Origin of the sequence: Vibrio sp. NFR, assembly GCF_027587095.1 — a bacterium.
Classification (GTDB): domain Bacteria; phylum Pseudomonadota; class Gammaproteobacteria; order Enterobacterales; family Vibrionaceae; genus Vibrio; species Vibrio harveyi.
Map to the genome: position 1 here is coordinate 1 of NZ_JAPPTN010000013.1, position 15876 is coordinate 15876.

Genomic DNA, 15876 nt, shown 5'->3' on the forward strand with positions numbered 1-15876 from the left:
GCAGAGCAAGGTACCGTTGCAATCGTAGATGGTAAGTTGGTGTTCACGCCAGCTGAAAACTTCAATGGCGACGCAACGATTAGCTACACCATCTCAGATGGTCAGCTAACAGACGATGCAACGGTTGCGGTTACCATTAATCCAGTGAATGACGCCCCAGAATCTACGCCAACAACTGTGACTATGAATGAAGATGCGCAGGGCGCAGATGTATTGCTTGATTGGGCATCTTTCGGTGTGACGGATGTGGATTCTGCAGACGCTTCACTATCGATTCAGATTACCTCGCTGCCGACTGATGGATTGCTTGAGTATAAAGACGCTCAGGGTGATTGGCAGGCTGTTCAAGCAGATCAAGTTCTCGATAAGTCGCAGTTTGACGCTGACAGTGTGAGATTTACTCCGGAGACAAACGAGTCTGGTGATAGTAGCTTTGGTGGTACCAATGTTGGTGACCAATCTGGTCATTATGCTCAAATTGGATTTAAACCAACAGATGGTCAGAACGAAGGTCAAGAATCGACGCTAACCATTGATGTTACCCCTGATGCTGATGCGCCAACCTTGAGCACCGTAACGCCAGGCTTGTCGGTACCTCTGCAAGAGTTCAATGTTACGTCTTGGAACAACGTCGTAGTGGGTTCTGGTAATGGGCTAGGTGTCACAGGTCAGGTTCTTATCAATGCAATTGATGCTCTTGATTCTGCTAACGGTAATCAATCCACAACTTCGAATGTGCAAGATACGTCGTCTTATGCGACAGCCGCAAATGAAGCAGTACTTGTGACAGGATTGGTTTACCTAGAAGCGGGTACAAGCTACGACTTCACTGGTCGCGCGGACGATAGCCTTGCAATCACAGTTGGTGGGTCATTGGTCGATGAAGCTCGTTGGGGTAATGCTCAAGGTACAATTACGGGTGGTGCATTCGTACCTACTGTTTCTGGATTCTACCCGCTAGAGATTTACCATCACAATCAAAGTGGTCCGGGTAACTTCAACGTCGATGTTTCTATAAATGGTCAAGCGCCAGTTAACCTAAGCAATAGTAACTTGGTTGTGGTTAGTGATGTTAACGCGTTAGACGCGACTGATATCAGAACCTCTGCACTACAAGAAGTGAATGGTGTTGAAGTCTACGAGACCTACCAAGTGAACGAAGGTCCTCAAGATACTGCGATTCCTCTATCTGAAATTAGAGCAAATCTAAATGATACTGACGGCTCAGAATCGCTTGAAGTGACATTGAAAGGTATTCCTGTAGGCGCAGTGATCTCGGATGGCACTAACTCAATTACTATTGCTAGCGCGGATGCGGTAGATGTAACCGGATGGGCGCTAGACGGACTGACGGTGACTCCTCCTGCAGGTTCTCATGATGATTTCACTATCACGGTAACTGCGACAGCAACAGAAGAGTCTAATGGTGATACTGCTGATTCTACGGCGACGATCAATGTAGTTGTGCATGAAAACTTGCCAACGAATACAGCAAGTGATGTTGTTACAACAGACGAAGATCAGCAGTTACAAGGTAACGTACTGCTGAATGATTCAGATGGCGATAACGTTCTACTGGTTGACCATATCACGGTTAACAACACTGATTATGCGGTTGGTCAGACGGTATCGCTGAGCAACGGCACGCTGGTTGTGAACCAAGATGGTAGTTACACGTTTGACCTAGTAAAAGATTGGTCAGGTGACGTACCGACAATTACGTACACGACAAATACTGGAGCGACAGAAACACTAGATATTGACGTCGTAGCGGTAGCAGATAAGCCAACAATCAGTATCTCTGTGGGTGATATGTCGAAAACCGACGCGGTTGAGTCTAATCACAGCTTGGTAACATCGGCAACAAACAATACGCCGGCTCAGAACAAAGTCATCGCAGATGCAATTGGTTTAGATGGCGTTCAACAAGGAGTGAATCCGGTCGCGAATGTAGCCTTGGGTAGTAACAATGACACTTCAGATACTGATTCGTTATTTGTCGGTACAAATTACAACGACACCTTCTATGGTGGCGCTGGTGATGATGTCTTTGTTGGTGGTCGTCAAAATGACTCTTTCTACGGTGACGATGGAAGATCTACAACGCAATATGATGGTAAAGACACGGTTTACCTAACTGGTAACTTCAGTGACTACCAGTTTACGTTTAAGAACAACCATAGTGGCCAAGTTCCGTATTGGATCTTCCTAGACAAGCGTTCAATCGATTCAGAAAATGACAATACGGGCTTTGAGGACCGTGGTGATCACCTGTACGAAATCGAGCGCGTTGTCTTTGCGGATAAGGTGATTGAGATAAATAAAGATGGCACTTACGAGGTTCTACAAGATCGTTGGGTGCCGATTGAAGTGGATGTTGACTTAGCTGACACTGATGGCAGCGAGTCATTAGCTCAAACAGTCCTTGTTGATGGTCTACCTGATGGTGTTGAGTTGTACGTCAATGGTCAAGCTGTTGCGGAAGAGCCAAGCGGTGGCTATATCGTGAACCTCGATGCTCAAGGTCAAGCTAACTTTGATGTAAAAGTACCGTACGATTTTGAAGGTAGCCTGGACTTCCCATTAAGTGTCACTGCAACATCGGTTGAGTCATCAAATAATGACCAAGCGACTGAGACCGAATCGGCTCGAGTTTCAGTTCGCGATTACGAATACGTTACCGGTACGCACGGTGATAACGATATTACCGGTACAGCTGATGACGACATTATTGTTGGTGATGTCCAAGGTCTGCAGATTGTTGAGGGCGAGGATTACAACATTGCTTTTGTTCTAGATACTTCAGGCAGTATGGGGTATGACGTAGGTAAAGCAGAGACTGAGATTCAAACGGTTCTTGATACCTTGATCAGCAGTGCTACCGGTTCTCATTCGGGTAAAGTGAATGTCTTGCTAACAACGTTTGCAACGAATGATAAGTTGCTGTTGGAAGTTGATTTGAGTGACCCAGACGCTTCAACGAAAATCGCGACTGCATTTGCAAACAATAGAGACAATGGCAGTGGTAACACAAACTATGAAGCTGCATTTGATTCAGTGCTAGATTGGTTTGCAGGTAAAGATAGTGATGCAAATAACGTCACATACTTTATCTCTGATGGTACGCCGAACCAAGCTGACCACAATAGCGCTTATGATTTGGCTTCGATGACTAATGTGGTGATTGGTGCTGAAAATGGCAAAATTATTACTTTGGGAGACGTGTTACCAAGCGATTATCAACGTGGTGATGTTGTGACTTACAACAACCAAACGGTTATTGCGAGCAACACAGAGGTTTATTCTTTGTCGACTGGCGACCGCCTTGGCTACATGTACAGCAACACGGGTTACTATGACTACAGCAATAGTGTTACCGCTCAAGCTGAGAATATGTACAAAGCATTGGAAGAGTTTAGTGAAGTGCATGCGATTGGTCTTGGTAACAACTTGGACGCAAGCACACTCGAAAACTACGACTCAGACAATACAGTGCGAACCAACATTGATGTTTCACAGTTGGCTGAAGTTATCCTTGGTAAGGAAGTCGCTTTGCTTCAAGGTAGAGATGACATCGATAGTCAAGCTGGTGACGATATTATCTTCGGTGATGCAATTCGATTTGGTTCTAGTGATGAACAAGGTGTATCTGCATTACAAGAGTATGTTGCTGGTCAATTAGGTAAAGATGTTGGTCTTGTTACCGAGAAAGATGTTCATAACTACATTACTGACAACCAAGCTGAATTTGAGCAATCTCGTTCAAGCGACCGAGCGGATAACCTGTCTGGAGGTGAAGGCAACGATATCCTATTCGGGCAAGGTGGCTCAGATACGCTGGACGGCGGTATAGGTGATGACATCCTGATCGGTGGTTTGGGTAACGATATCCTTACCGGTGGTGATGGTGCAGACATCTTCAAGTGGGTGGATGTTGCAAATGAGACAGATACAGTAAAAGACTTCAATGCAAACGAAGACTCTCTTGATTTCTCTGACTTGTTCGAGGATCTATCTAAGGATGAACTTGGTTCGTTACTGGATGATCTGAAGTCGGGCGATCACACTGGCGATGTTGGTAATTACCATGTGGAAGTTACGCAAGATGGAGCAACAGACTCTAACTTGAGTATCTCTAAAGGTGGAACGACATTAGATATCCATTTTGATGGAGCAAGTGTTGATGACGTCACTTCACACCTGATTGCAAGTCTGGATTCTCAACTTAAAGATATGTAATCAAACCAACTGAAGGTATGAAAAAAAGGTCTAGCGCAATGCTAGACCTTTTTTGTTTTCAGTCAGGTATATGCCTTTATTGGCGTTTTCTGTGTTTTACTACAAAGTGTAGATGTCATGCTCTCGAAGCAGGTACAACGCGAAGCAAGCTGCGAGCATTGGCCACGCAGCAAAGAACAGCAGGTTGTTAAATGGGTCTAGGTATTTAGCAAATGAAGAAAAGGTTGAGCCAGCATGTAAAACTAAAATGGCGAGGTAGGTTATATTTTTCCATAAGCCAGCGACAAAAATCCCAATAAATACTAATTGGGCAAGCCCCATCGCGACAGAGATTCCACTTGAAATGTCTAAACCATAAAAGCCGGCAAATACTTTCATTGCGTGTTCTGGAACAAAGACTTTATCTAGTGCCCACATAATAAACACCAAGGCGATACTTAATCGCAATGCTAATAATCCTAGTCCTAATTTAAGTGGCAGTGTTTCTTTCATTTGGAGTCCTTTAAAGAGTAACGAATAAGTTCTCAATGGCAGACCGCGGTTTTTCTTATCTGATTACAACGGGATATGTAAATATTCGTAAATTGGTTATCTTGAGAAGCAGTCCGTACAGGGTAATCCCGCTTGAGCACTAAAAGTGCGATGAACAAAAAAAACCGACAGAGTCGAATTCTGTCGGCTTTTGATTTACTGCGGTTTACTTAACGGACAAATACTCAGAAGGGGATTTGTCTGGTTTTGGTAGTTTCATTGCCGCTACGGCGTTGAAGCCTGCTTGTGTTAAGCCACCAGAGTAATCAACACTGCCATTTGGTAAGTTGGCTTTAGTTTCTGATGGGTTCCACTTGCGGAAGTAATCCGTCAAATCGTACTGGGTTAAATAAGACGTACACGCCATCAGCAAATCGCCTTGGCTTAACTGGCTGCTCTGCGTTGAACAGTAGTTAATGCCTTGGTCACCAACACTGTCACCACGAGCTTTGCGGTGAGCCAACTTGAAGAAGTTCCAACCCTGATCTTCACCAAAAATGCTTGGTTTAGATGCTTGATTAGAGTACCAAGTGTCGATGTTAAAGTGATCTTCTGCCCAAAGCTTCAACTGACCGAACATGGCTAAGCGCATACCGACATCTGCCTCACTCCAAGCGTGACCTTCAAAGCGGTCTAGCCATAGAGGTGACTTAGATAAGTCACTTGCGATGCGGTCCATGTATGGCTTCGCTTCGCGTTGCTCCTGCATGTATAACGCAAGAATGTTGTTGGTCACCTCGGTTGAGCCAGCTACCATAAATGGTGCTGATGCTAAGTTATGACCCACTTCGTGCCATAGCAACCAATCATTCGTTGGGTTCGTTGGAACCACTGTCCATGTCGGCCAGTAGCTGTTGCTTTGTACTGGGTAACCAGAGTGTGCTGCACCAATAGAGATTTGCACATCATTCACAAAGCGGTGTCGGTTCGCTAAGAGAGCATCATAGGTAAATCGACGATGCTTGCCATCTTCCGTCACCAGATCGCGTCCGTAAAAGTCGCTTGCATGATTTGCGAAGGCATTCAGTTCAACAGCGAATTTAGGTACATCAGTTTCCTGTATGTTGTTGACAGGAGTGGTGTAGATGAAATGACCAGAATCGATTTCGGCAAGTGGTACGTCAGCATTGATGTTGTTTACCCATTTGCCATCTTTCCACCAAGATGCTTGTAGTACGCCGTTAAAGTTGAATGTCACCACGTCACCTTGAGCTGTTTCAAGAGGCTGGATGTAAATCAAACCACCATAAGGGACTTTAAAGGTTAATTGCGCCCCGTCATATTGGAAGGTCTTCTGAACGCGAGGTGGACGTTTCAAACTCAACTCATGATTCGCGCGCCCTGTCAGATCATCAACTAACGCCACGTTAATCGAAGCTTTTACGCCCCCGGAAATCGTCACATTTTCAAGTTGTGGAGCCCACAAACCTGTCGATTGCATACTGCCAGCGGTGCCAATTACGGTTTTGTTGTTAGTGTGAATATCGACACTAGCCGAACTTCCAGATTGCAATGGTCGACCTGGGTAGCCTGTCGTATCAACACTGATGTCTAAATCCCAGTATGAGCGACCTAGCATCATGCGAGTTAACGGTTTTTCCATCCAGTTTAGTGGGTAAGAAGGGTTAAGTTCGCCTGATTCTGTAATCATTGACCATTTAGCTAACTGCTCTTGTGTCTCTTGCCCACATGCACTTCCGCCTTGGTGAGTGTTATTGGTGTAACAGTTCAGTATTTCGACTGCGCGTTTGAAGCCAAGCTCGTCTTGTACGTCCTGTTTATACTCGTACTGTTCGTCATTCCATAGCCAAACTGATAGGTTGTCGTAAGTTGATGTTAACTCCGCTTGCGACAAGCGTTCACCAATCTCACCTTTACTACGGTAGTAAAGCTCGTGAGAGAATAAGCGATCAATGTTTGCACCTAGGTTTGCAGCCTTGACCATACTATCGACGACTTCAGGATTCATTTCGTAGCGAGTGAAGTCAGGACGGTGGTGGTTACCTCGGCTCGGAATACCATGACCTTTACGTACTTCAATACAGTTAACTTCGTATTGGTATTCGTCCTTACACAATGGCACACCAGGGAAGTTCTTTTGCAGTTCCGCGATGGCTGTTTGTTTCTCTTGCTCAGATTTCACCATGTGGAAGGCATAGCGCTGTTGCTCTTGGTCGCCAACAGTTACCTTGTACAACGGAATCTCAAGCGTTGGCATGTCGATATTACCCGGCCATGTGACGGTGCCATTGTCATTGATTTCAATTTTTGTGGTATCGGCATAACGCTCATAAACCACAAGATCGAATTCCGCCACTGTGTGTAGGTTAGGGACGTTTGGACCCGATGTACTATGACACCAATAGCTATCTGAACAAAGAGACTGGAAAGTCTTCGCAACGTTTGCACCGCCTACAGAGATGCCAGCGGCATCAGCTAAACGAGCGATAGGCTCAGGATTACTTGCCTCTAGAGCATCAAAGAAGATGATGTTGCCGCCGTTGTTTACATATTCGATCAGCGCTGTGACGTCATCTGCATCCAACTTAGGCTGTTGAATATCAGAAACGACGGACTTAGTATCGTAGCCATCGGTTTTAATCTCATAAGATTGAAGCAGTAATAGCGGAGTCGTCGTTGCATCAAGAGTGCTGAATGAACCACTATTTAGCAATTCCATATCACCAAGTTGGTAGCTTGGGTTAACGAAGAAGTCGTAGATTTGACCCTCTTTGCGGTCCCAACGGAAAGCGTGCCCTTTGCTGATGTTCGTTGCAATGGCAATCGAATCCTGTGATGCGTTTGGTACTAGCCAATTGATCAAGTTGCCGAACATCTTTTGCATGCTGCCGTTGTCGGTACGAGTATCTGCGTCTTGAGCAACTTGGTTGTGTGGTGTGCTGTAGCGACATGTTTGTTTCTCGCTATCAATGCCCAAATCTGCGCCTGCCCAGTAGTTTTCTGGACACGAGAAAATAGAGGTGTACATCGCGTTACCCAAGAACACTACTTTACCTGAACCAATCATACCCGCGGTCATGGTTGGTAAATTGAAGGTCGCTGTTTGTTTCGAGATTTTTTCCGGACGCAGCATCTTGACCGTCGATGTCTCATCAATGGTCGTCGCATCTACGATGTAAGCTTTCTTGTCTTTACCTGAGCCACGTGTCCAAGCGGCCTCTTCACCAAAAGGAAGCCAGTAACTGTTGTCATTACGTGGCATTAGCACAGGGAATGCTTCATTGGTTAGGTTGAAGTTACGCATTGCACGCGTATAACCAGAACCGCCCCAACCATGGTTATCATGGAAGATGTGCACGCTATCCACGCCTGCATAAATTTGATGCAGAGATTGCGTTACATAATTGCTCCCTGTAGCGCGAACGGTACGCAACATAGGTGCCGCAAAGCCTGACCACTGTGGTGCTTGTTTCAACTGTCCATCGATGATCTGCGTTAAACCTTGGCTAAACTGTGCAGCAAACTCATTTGGCGTCGTGAAGTTAGTACCTTCAATCTTTGCGCCGTTTGGTAAGCTAAGGTTGATCAGTTCATTGATTACGTTAGGGTACTGCGCAAATACCTGACGAACGTTATCGTTGATCTCAATGTTGCTGTCAGTCTGAATACCATAACGATGAACAAACGCCTCTAGGTTTTGTTTTACCAACGGATTGTCACTTAAATCCGCAAGTTGGTAATTCACTTTATTGCCTTTAACTTGCCCGAGTGTGAAGGTATCGATACCAAAGATCAGGTTCTCGCCCCATAGGTATTCAAACTCGCCGTTTGCATCTGTCATACCACGGGCAGAGTGGCTGAAGAACTCAACACCGGCAAGGGGGTGGCCTTGCGAGTCCGTCAAGCGACTTGTCGTTAGTGGCTTGTTTGCAGCGCTTGGCTTGTATTCATAAGTTGCTTCGGCGTTGGCAGAAACAAACGACCCGGTTAAGTTGTTACTTGCACCTGGGGTGACTTCTGGCTGAAGCTCTGGATCAACGTGTGCGCTTGGTTGCTCACCCTCATTCGCGACACTTGGATTGAGAAACTCATCAATCGCCGCTTGATCTTCGCTTAGATACAGGTCTTGGATATCGTAGCTGTTGATTTCATCTAAACACACTTGTGTATCTTGAGTAGGGCATGTGTCGATCTTGTTTAACAGCTTAGTAGCATTACTTGCGTGTTTACCTAGCACATCTTTAAGATCATACGCTTGAGTTAACTCAGATGGTTGTGAACCTTCACGTGTTTGTTCTGGCACTAGGTAGTTGAACGTACCTAGAGTAATACCACCAAATTGACAGGTGAATGTGCCTTCAGAGGCGGTATAAGTGAAGTAGCCTGACTCACTGATATCCTGACCATCACACTCAAGATCACCGGTTAACTGTTTACTATGAATAAACAGTTTACCTTGATACGTGGTTACACCTATATCTGGTTGATCTGGCGGTAAATCAGGTTCAACAGTCGGTGGCGTGGTATTTGTTGAGTTGTTGCTTTCATCGCCACCGCAGCCAAACAGCAGCGAAGCGACAAGGATTGAAAGAAGACTTCGTTTCAAAGACTAAACCCTTATGAAGTGCCATCGTCATTTGGATGGCGAGTTGGTTGAGAGTTACTTTATTTTAAAGCTCAGAGCTATCGAGATTATGCTGTTAAGTAATTAACTTTTAGTAAGTTTTTAGGGCTCGATAAATGCGCGCGCATTCTAGTTTTAAAAGCGGCAGGAGGGAACAAAAAGATTAGCTTTGTATTGAACAAATTTTCACAACTGAGGGTGGGATTCACAGAATGAATAAGCCTAGTGGTTAGTTGGACTTTCTTTTCTGCAAAAATAGCGTACAGTTTGCTGGTTTTTCACTGAAATCATCCGATCATGACCAACGCAAAACTCCTTCTTATTCGTGGTTTACCAGGCTCTGGAAAGACAACGCTTGCTAAGAAATTGTCCAAACAGCTCAAAGCGAAACACTTTGAAGCTGACATGTATTTTGAGAATGAAATTGGAGAATACGTTTTTGATGGTACCAAGCTAGCGGATGCCCATGAATGGTGTTTTCAACAAACCCGTAAGTGGCTTAATAAAGGTAAGGTGGTGATTGTCAGCAATACCTTTGTTCGTCACTGGGAAATGAAGCGCTATCTAAAGTATTGTGAGAAAAAGCAAATTGAAGTGGAAGTACAGGTGTGTCGTGAGCAATATCAAAGCATTCATGATGTGCCATCAGCGACGATCGAAAACATGCGTCGCCAATGGCAAGAATAACGTTTTAACCTCTTTTGGTCTCAGAATACTACTGACCCCTGCCATCGATCATGACAACCAGTGTTTTGCTCATAATGGCGATGTCCATCGAAATCCACGAGTAAAATGAGCTTAGGCTCAATGCGTAGCTGTGGTCGAAGCCGACTTTACGGCGAACATCCTCAATACATGAGTCGTAGCCTTGATTGACTTGTGCTAACCCTGTGATGCCTGGTAGAACACCGTAAGTGCGTTCAACAAAGTAAGGAATCTCATCTTCTAGCTTTTGGTAAAAAGCAGGGCGCTCAGGACGAGGACCAATCAACGACATTTCACCTTTTAGCACATTGAATAACTGTGGCAGTTCATCTAAGCGTGTCTTACGTAAGAATCGACCGACAGGTGTGATTCTTGGATCATTCTCTGAAGCCCATACCGCGCCAGAACGTTGCTCCGCATCGACATACATAGTGCGAAACTTCATGATTTCAAACAGCTCCATCTTGTCTGGTGTACAACGACCCACACGAAGCTGACGATAAATGACAGGTCCTTTTGAGTTGATCGTGATTGCCATTGCAATGATTGGCATGGCTGGTAGGGATACAAGCAAAATAAGCATTGAAACCACAACATCGAAAGCGCGTTTTGCTAAATGAATATTTGAGTCATAACGTGAAGTCTTCATGATACTTTCCTTATTGATTAACGCGCTTCCAGCGACCATTTTCCATTCCTAGAAGATAGCGAAGCCCGCCTGCGAAGTTTGCTATGTGTCCGACTACTATGTAGTTGATCAACTTGAATGGCTTAAACAAATTGAACGCTGGGATTAAATAAGTGATGAGAGTGATTGAGTAAACGGCTAACTGCGCTACGAGTAGAGCTTGAAACGTAGGGTATTCCATCAACAATAACGAACTCACGAAACACATGATCATTAGGTAAGGAGTCGCAAGACGCAGTACCTTTCCTGATAAAAATGCAAATGCAGTGCCACGATAGCGGGGTAACAGCAGCTTTTTAAGTTTCAAGAACTGCTGCATATTGCCTGCAGAGATGCGTAGACGTCGTTTGAAGTCAGAGTTATCAGAGCTTTCTTCTAGCTCAAGAGCCAGCATCCTAGGTTCATAAATGGATGCATAACCTTGTAGTACGATACGCATTGGTAAAATGAAGTCATCGTTAATGATCTCAGGTTCGAGCGGCGTGAACAGTTTGGTTCTAAATGTATAGAACGCGCCGTGAGAACCAATGGTTGAGCCAATCAACGACTCTTTGTATTTCACATTAGATTGGTACTGCCAGTAAGCTGCTTCACCTTGGTTTTGTGTCGCCATGATTTGATAAGTCGCATTGACTACACCGATATTCTCATTTTGATAGTGTTGGCTCGCTAGCAGTAAGGAATCACAAGAGACTAGGGCAGAAACATCACTAAGGACGGTAATCTCAGTGGTTATGTTTTTCATTTCAGAGTTGATGAGCGTCACTTTGCCACGATTGATTGCGTGGTCTCGAATGATGAATAAAGTGTCAGCACAGATCGCTTCTTGAATGGTGTTCTGTGCTATCTCTGCTGTGTTGTCGGTGCATCCATCACAGGCAATGACAATCGTTAATTTATCTCTCGGATAGTCAAGGCTTGCAAGGTTTCGGATCTTTTCTGCGATCCATTGTTCTTCGTTGTAGGCAGGTACAACGATTGTCATCGTAGGTAAGATGCAGTCGTTTTTGGATGCTTTGTAACAACGCTCTTTTACCGTTGCTTTCTTCGCTACCTTGCGCTGTTCACTACGTGTTGAAAGCCAGTTCAGAACAAGAGGGTAGCCAACGTGATGGTAGACAATTAATAGCGCAGACAAAACGAAGCCAGTGGTCCAAAGTAAATCAATCATAAGTTCTCTCCTTGAGCTAACATCGCGTAGCGGTTAACCATATTGCGGATATCGAAATGCTTAAGAATATGGGCTCTAGGCGAACGCGGTATTTCTGATAAATGCTGTGATAATGCATCCGCTAGAACGGGAACTTTATTTGGCTCAACCAATGCGCTTGTTTGTGGGCATAGCGTCTCTTTTACCGCACCAACATCACTAGCAATGCAAGGGACGCCGCAGGCTTGTGCTTCTAAGGTTGAAAGTGGAAAACCCTCTTGAAGTGAAGGTAGACAAAAGACATTTAAGCTTTGGTAAAAGTGCGGCATGTCACTAACCAAGCCCAAGAACGTTACCCTGTCTTCCAGTCCCAAAGTGCGTACCTGTGCTTCTAATAGCTCTCTTTGGCTACCGCTTCCTGCAATAGCAAGGTGTGTATGTGTTGGTAGATGTGAGAAGGCTTTGATTAGGATCTCTTGCCCCTTAACGGCTTCTAAACGACCTGCTGTTCCGACAATGAACTTATCAGTGGGAAGCGAAAAGCGCTCACGGGCTTGGTTTTGATTACCATTGGTGAACTTTTCACAATCAATCCCATTATGAATGGTGCTGACTCGAAGATAGCCTAGCTTGTTGGTTATTTGGTCAGCGACAAACTCAGCGTCTGCAACAACTTGGGGGCGAAGACTCTTGAGTAATACTGTTTGTAATCTAGCTGCTTTTTGGTTGTTTAAGTGCCAAGCATCATGCTCCGTGTGGATTAAGGTTTTAATGCCTAGCAATCGTGTCGCAATCCCGCCATACAGCAAGGGACCGATATGGTGAGTATGAACGACATTTGCGTTGAGTCTTTTGAGTATATGTTTCAATGTTCGGAGTGTGGTTAGGCTAAAACCTGGCGCTTTATCGAGAAAGCAAAGTTGGTCTCGGTAATCCAACAACTTACTCCAATGACGAAGTGCAACCGTTTTGTTCCCCTCAAGACTAACCACAAAAACGGAGTCTTCTGCTTTAGCAAAACGAAGCATCTCTAGTACCAGAGTTTCTAATCCGCCGGGGGCGAGATGTTGGACGACGTGTACAATCACATTGCCGTTCTTGGTTGAGGTTCGAGTGTCTGAGTTTTCCATTCCTGAGTCCTCGATATATTTGTTTTTCTACATGTTGACTTGTGCACGCTATGTGCCAAAAATTAAAGTAATTAAAAACAACAAGTTAATGATTTGGACGTGCTGAACATCAAAATGAGAAAAGAATATTCTCATTTTGAAATTCAGAATTAACGGATGAAAGAAATTTCCAGCTAATTGCTTGATTTAATGGGAATGGGGATGAGAAAGCACTCAACGAACGAGTGCCTTCACATGATGCTGAAATTTAAAATTCTGGCTAGAAGATTACTTTAGGGATAGTGGTAATCACGGGGACGCCCAAGTGTTGTTCAAGGGATTTTCGTGAGCGAATCGAGTTATCTGCCAGTTCCGCAATGGTTGCTAATCCGATACCTAATCCAGCACCACCAATGAACCCTAAGATAACGAACATAAAAGCGGGTAAATTAGCTGGAATTGTGGGAGTGTAAGGCTCATCAATGACTTTCACGCGTTTATTTTCTTCAAATACACCCAAAGAACCGGTGAGTTGGGCCATTTCATAACGTTCAACCAGTTCTTCGTACAATTGGCGTTTGACTGTCACATCTCTTGCCAGTCGATTGATTTCAGTTGCGGTGCTACCAAATCGATTCGCATTGGTTTCTAACTCTTGAATCATGCTTTGCAGACTCGCTGTCTCTTCTTGAAGCGATTCATATCGACCGCGCATGATTTGCAATTGATGGAGCTGAGAAACAAGCAGAGGTTGCGCATCACCAATATTGCTTACCGTTGCGGTGCTGGCGATATCCCAAAGCTGGTTACTGTTCATCTCAGGTTGTTTTGAGTTGAGTAGAACGGCGCGCTCTTGTTCTAGGCGATTCAATTCTCGCAATTTACCTTGGACCATACTGTGCGCTTCTGTGTACTTGGCACGAAGTAGGGTTAGTTCACTGCGGATCTCGATGATTTGCTCTTCAATTTTACCAATCACTGGGTTGGTCTTAGAAAGTTGTTGGTCCAAGCTGCCCAAGCTGCGTTTTACACCAGCCAGTTCGGCTTCTTTCTCTGCCAATGTCTGCTTTAGGCTCGCTAAACGAGTCAGGCTTTGTGCCTGCATCTCTGGTGTTGCGTGCGAATAGGCGTTTTTGTATTCGGCAAAGGCTCGCTCGGCTTTATCCAGTTCTTCACGACGTTTATCAATATGCATGGTAAGAAAGTGGCTTGAGTCTTTAATCGAAGATCGCTCTGGGGCAAGCAGTTGTTCTACAAAATGATCGCTGACGGAGCCAAGTATATCTTCCATACCTTCAGACTTACTGCTGGTTAACTGGATTTGAATGAAGTCTTTACCAAGCTGTTGCACCGTGAGGCGATTGGCAAGCTCTTTAATGATGGACTCTTGTTCTTTCGGTCCCATGGTGTCATCAATCAAGCCTTGTTCTTGAGCAACCGAATACAGCACATGGCGGCTTTTCAATAGGGTACTTAACGCGCTCAAGCGATCTTTCAGCATGGTTGAGACGGCAAGATCTTCGAGGAATGGATTCATCTTGGCTGTTTCTTGAATCAGCATACTAGTGTGCGCCACATATTTCGTTGGCATCATTTTACTGACGACAAAGCCTAAGATAGGCAATACCAACATAGGAATAACAATCAGATAGCGGCGTCGCCATGCACCATGCAGTAATAAGGTGATGTTGTCTCTTAAATCGTTCATAACGCCCTCACTAATCGCTCAACTTGACGTGCTCTTGATTGCCAACTTTGTTGTTGGATGATCGAGAGTGACCCCTCTGGTGGTGGGAGTAAGTGATTCAAGCTCGCACGAACATCATCCACATCCGCCACAACATGCAGCATGTGTTGGTAGGGCTTAAGTGCCGGGAAAGCCGTACTGATGACCGGTGTTCCTGTGGCGAGGTATTCCAATAGTTTAAGTGGATTACAGGCTTGAATCTGTGCGTTATCGACGAACGGCAGCCAACTCGCATCCCAATGTTGTGAGTAGCTAGGTAAATCTTGATGTGCTCGCGGACCTAGGTAATGGATATTGTTTCGTTGTGGCAACGGGTTGTGAGGAAATTCATTTGGACCAATAAAGACCAAATCCCAATCCAGGGCTTGATCGGCGACTTGTTCTATTAAACGGTAATCCAACCATTCTGATAGGCTGCCGTAAAAACCCAGTACCTTACGACTATTGCTTGGCATATCTTGCGCTTTCGCCGTTGGCTCTGAAAACAAACTGAAGTCCACACCATGCGGTAGAGTCACGGTTTTCTCTTGCGGAAGCTCCGCGGCAAGCTTATCGCTGGCAGCCAAAATAAGGTCTGCGTTCTCAATCAAGTCAGCTTCATGTTCCAAAATGGTTCGATGATCGACACCCGCGAGTGCGCCAAAGTCATCACCACAGTAATAAACAATGCCTTTGGTACTCATTTCTCGACAAATATCCACAGCGGTAGGCAGTGACGTCCAAAAAACGGCATGTTGAAAGCCGAGCTCATTCAGTTTTTTGCTCAGTTGATGTTTCATCATTTTCGTCGCGACGTTACGTGCCCATTTAGATTTGGGAGCAGGGATCGTCAGCAAAGTGATGGTGTGGATGTTTGAGACATCCTCTTGGCCGAAAGGCGTTTGAACCTTGTCTTGTTGTTTGAATGATCCAGTCAGTTTGGTGACGAGGCGTTTAGCGTCTTTTGGTGTGAACTTTGGTTGTCTCAAGCCGATCGAGTTGACCCAAAGAATACGATGGTTGTTCGCTAGGTGCTTTATCAGATGTTGAGTGGAAGATGGCAAGCCGCCGAAGTCTTCTCCAAATACTACGATATCTGTCATCGTTCTCTCCTTGAGCCAATTGATTCGTTGTTGTTACTCA

General features: G+C 45.0%; 9 protein-coding genes. 2 read left to right on the forward strand and 7 right to left on the reverse strand.

Going from position 1 to position 15876, the window contains the following annotated elements; genetic code table 11:
• On the forward strand, window positions 1-4239 hold a 4239-nt coding region (locus tag OH463_RS20975; protein ID WP_269992505.1), incomplete at its 5' end, for an Ig-like domain-containing protein.
• A gap of 99 nt (window positions 4240-4338) precedes the next feature.
• Here OH463_RS20975 and OH463_RS20980 read toward each other — a convergent pair.
• The gene (locus OH463_RS20980) at window positions 4339-4731 is read right to left on the reverse strand and encodes a hypothetical protein (protein WP_017190126.1); all 393 of its coding nucleotides are present in this window, start codon (window positions 4729-4731) and stop codon (window positions 4339-4341) included.
• 205 nt (window positions 4732-4936) lie between these two features.
• Window positions 4937-9337 carry an SslE/AcfD family lipoprotein zinc metalloprotease gene (locus tag OH463_RS20985; RefSeq protein ID WP_269992508.1) on the reverse strand — a complete coding sequence of 1467 codons (4401 nt, stop codon included), beginning with the start codon at window positions 9335-9337 and terminating at the stop codon, window positions 4937-4939.
• A 315-nt stretch (window positions 9338-9652) separates the two neighbouring features.
• Here OH463_RS20985 and OH463_RS20990 point away from each other — a divergent pair, with 315 nt between their 5' ends.
• Window positions 9653-10042: an ATP-binding protein gene (locus OH463_RS20990; protein ID WP_029788494.1), complete on the forward strand. Its 390-nt coding sequence runs from the start codon at window positions 9653-9655 to the stop codon at window positions 10040-10042.
• Window positions 10043-10070: 28 nt separating this feature from the next.
• On the opposite strand, the gene OH463_RS20995 is transcribed toward OH463_RS20990, so the two are convergent.
• The 5 genes from OH463_RS20995 to OH463_RS21015 all read right to left on the reverse strand — a co-directional run bounded on the left by OH463_RS20995 (window position 10071) and on the right by OH463_RS21015 (window position 15836).
• Window positions 10071-10709, reverse strand: coding sequence for a sugar transferase (locus OH463_RS20995; protein ID WP_009701686.1), 639 nt, complete (start codon window positions 10707-10709; stop codon window positions 10071-10073).
• Between the two features lie 10 nt (window positions 10710-10719).
• Window positions 10720-11919: a glycosyltransferase family 2 protein gene (locus OH463_RS21000; RefSeq protein ID WP_050934950.1), complete on the reverse strand. Its 1200-nt coding sequence runs from the start codon at window positions 11917-11919 to the stop codon at window positions 10720-10722.
• A complete protein-coding gene (locus OH463_RS21005; RefSeq protein ID WP_269992511.1) occupies window positions 11916-13028 on the reverse strand; it encodes a glycosyltransferase in 1113 nt (370 codons plus the stop codon). Before OH463_RS21005 ends, OH463_RS21000 begins: the two co-directional genes overlap by 4 nt.
• Before the next feature lie 259 nt (window positions 13029-13287).
• Entirely contained in the window at window positions 13288-14715 is a 1428-nt protein-coding gene (locus OH463_RS21010; RefSeq protein ID WP_269992512.1) for a GumC family protein, read from the reverse strand.
• A complete protein-coding gene (locus OH463_RS21015; protein WP_269992514.1) occupies window positions 14712-15836 on the reverse strand; it encodes a glycosyltransferase in 1125 nt (374 codons plus the stop codon). The genes OH463_RS21010 and OH463_RS21015 overlap by 4 nt, the downstream gene beginning before the upstream one ends.
• Window positions 15837-15876 lie beyond the last annotated feature (40 nt).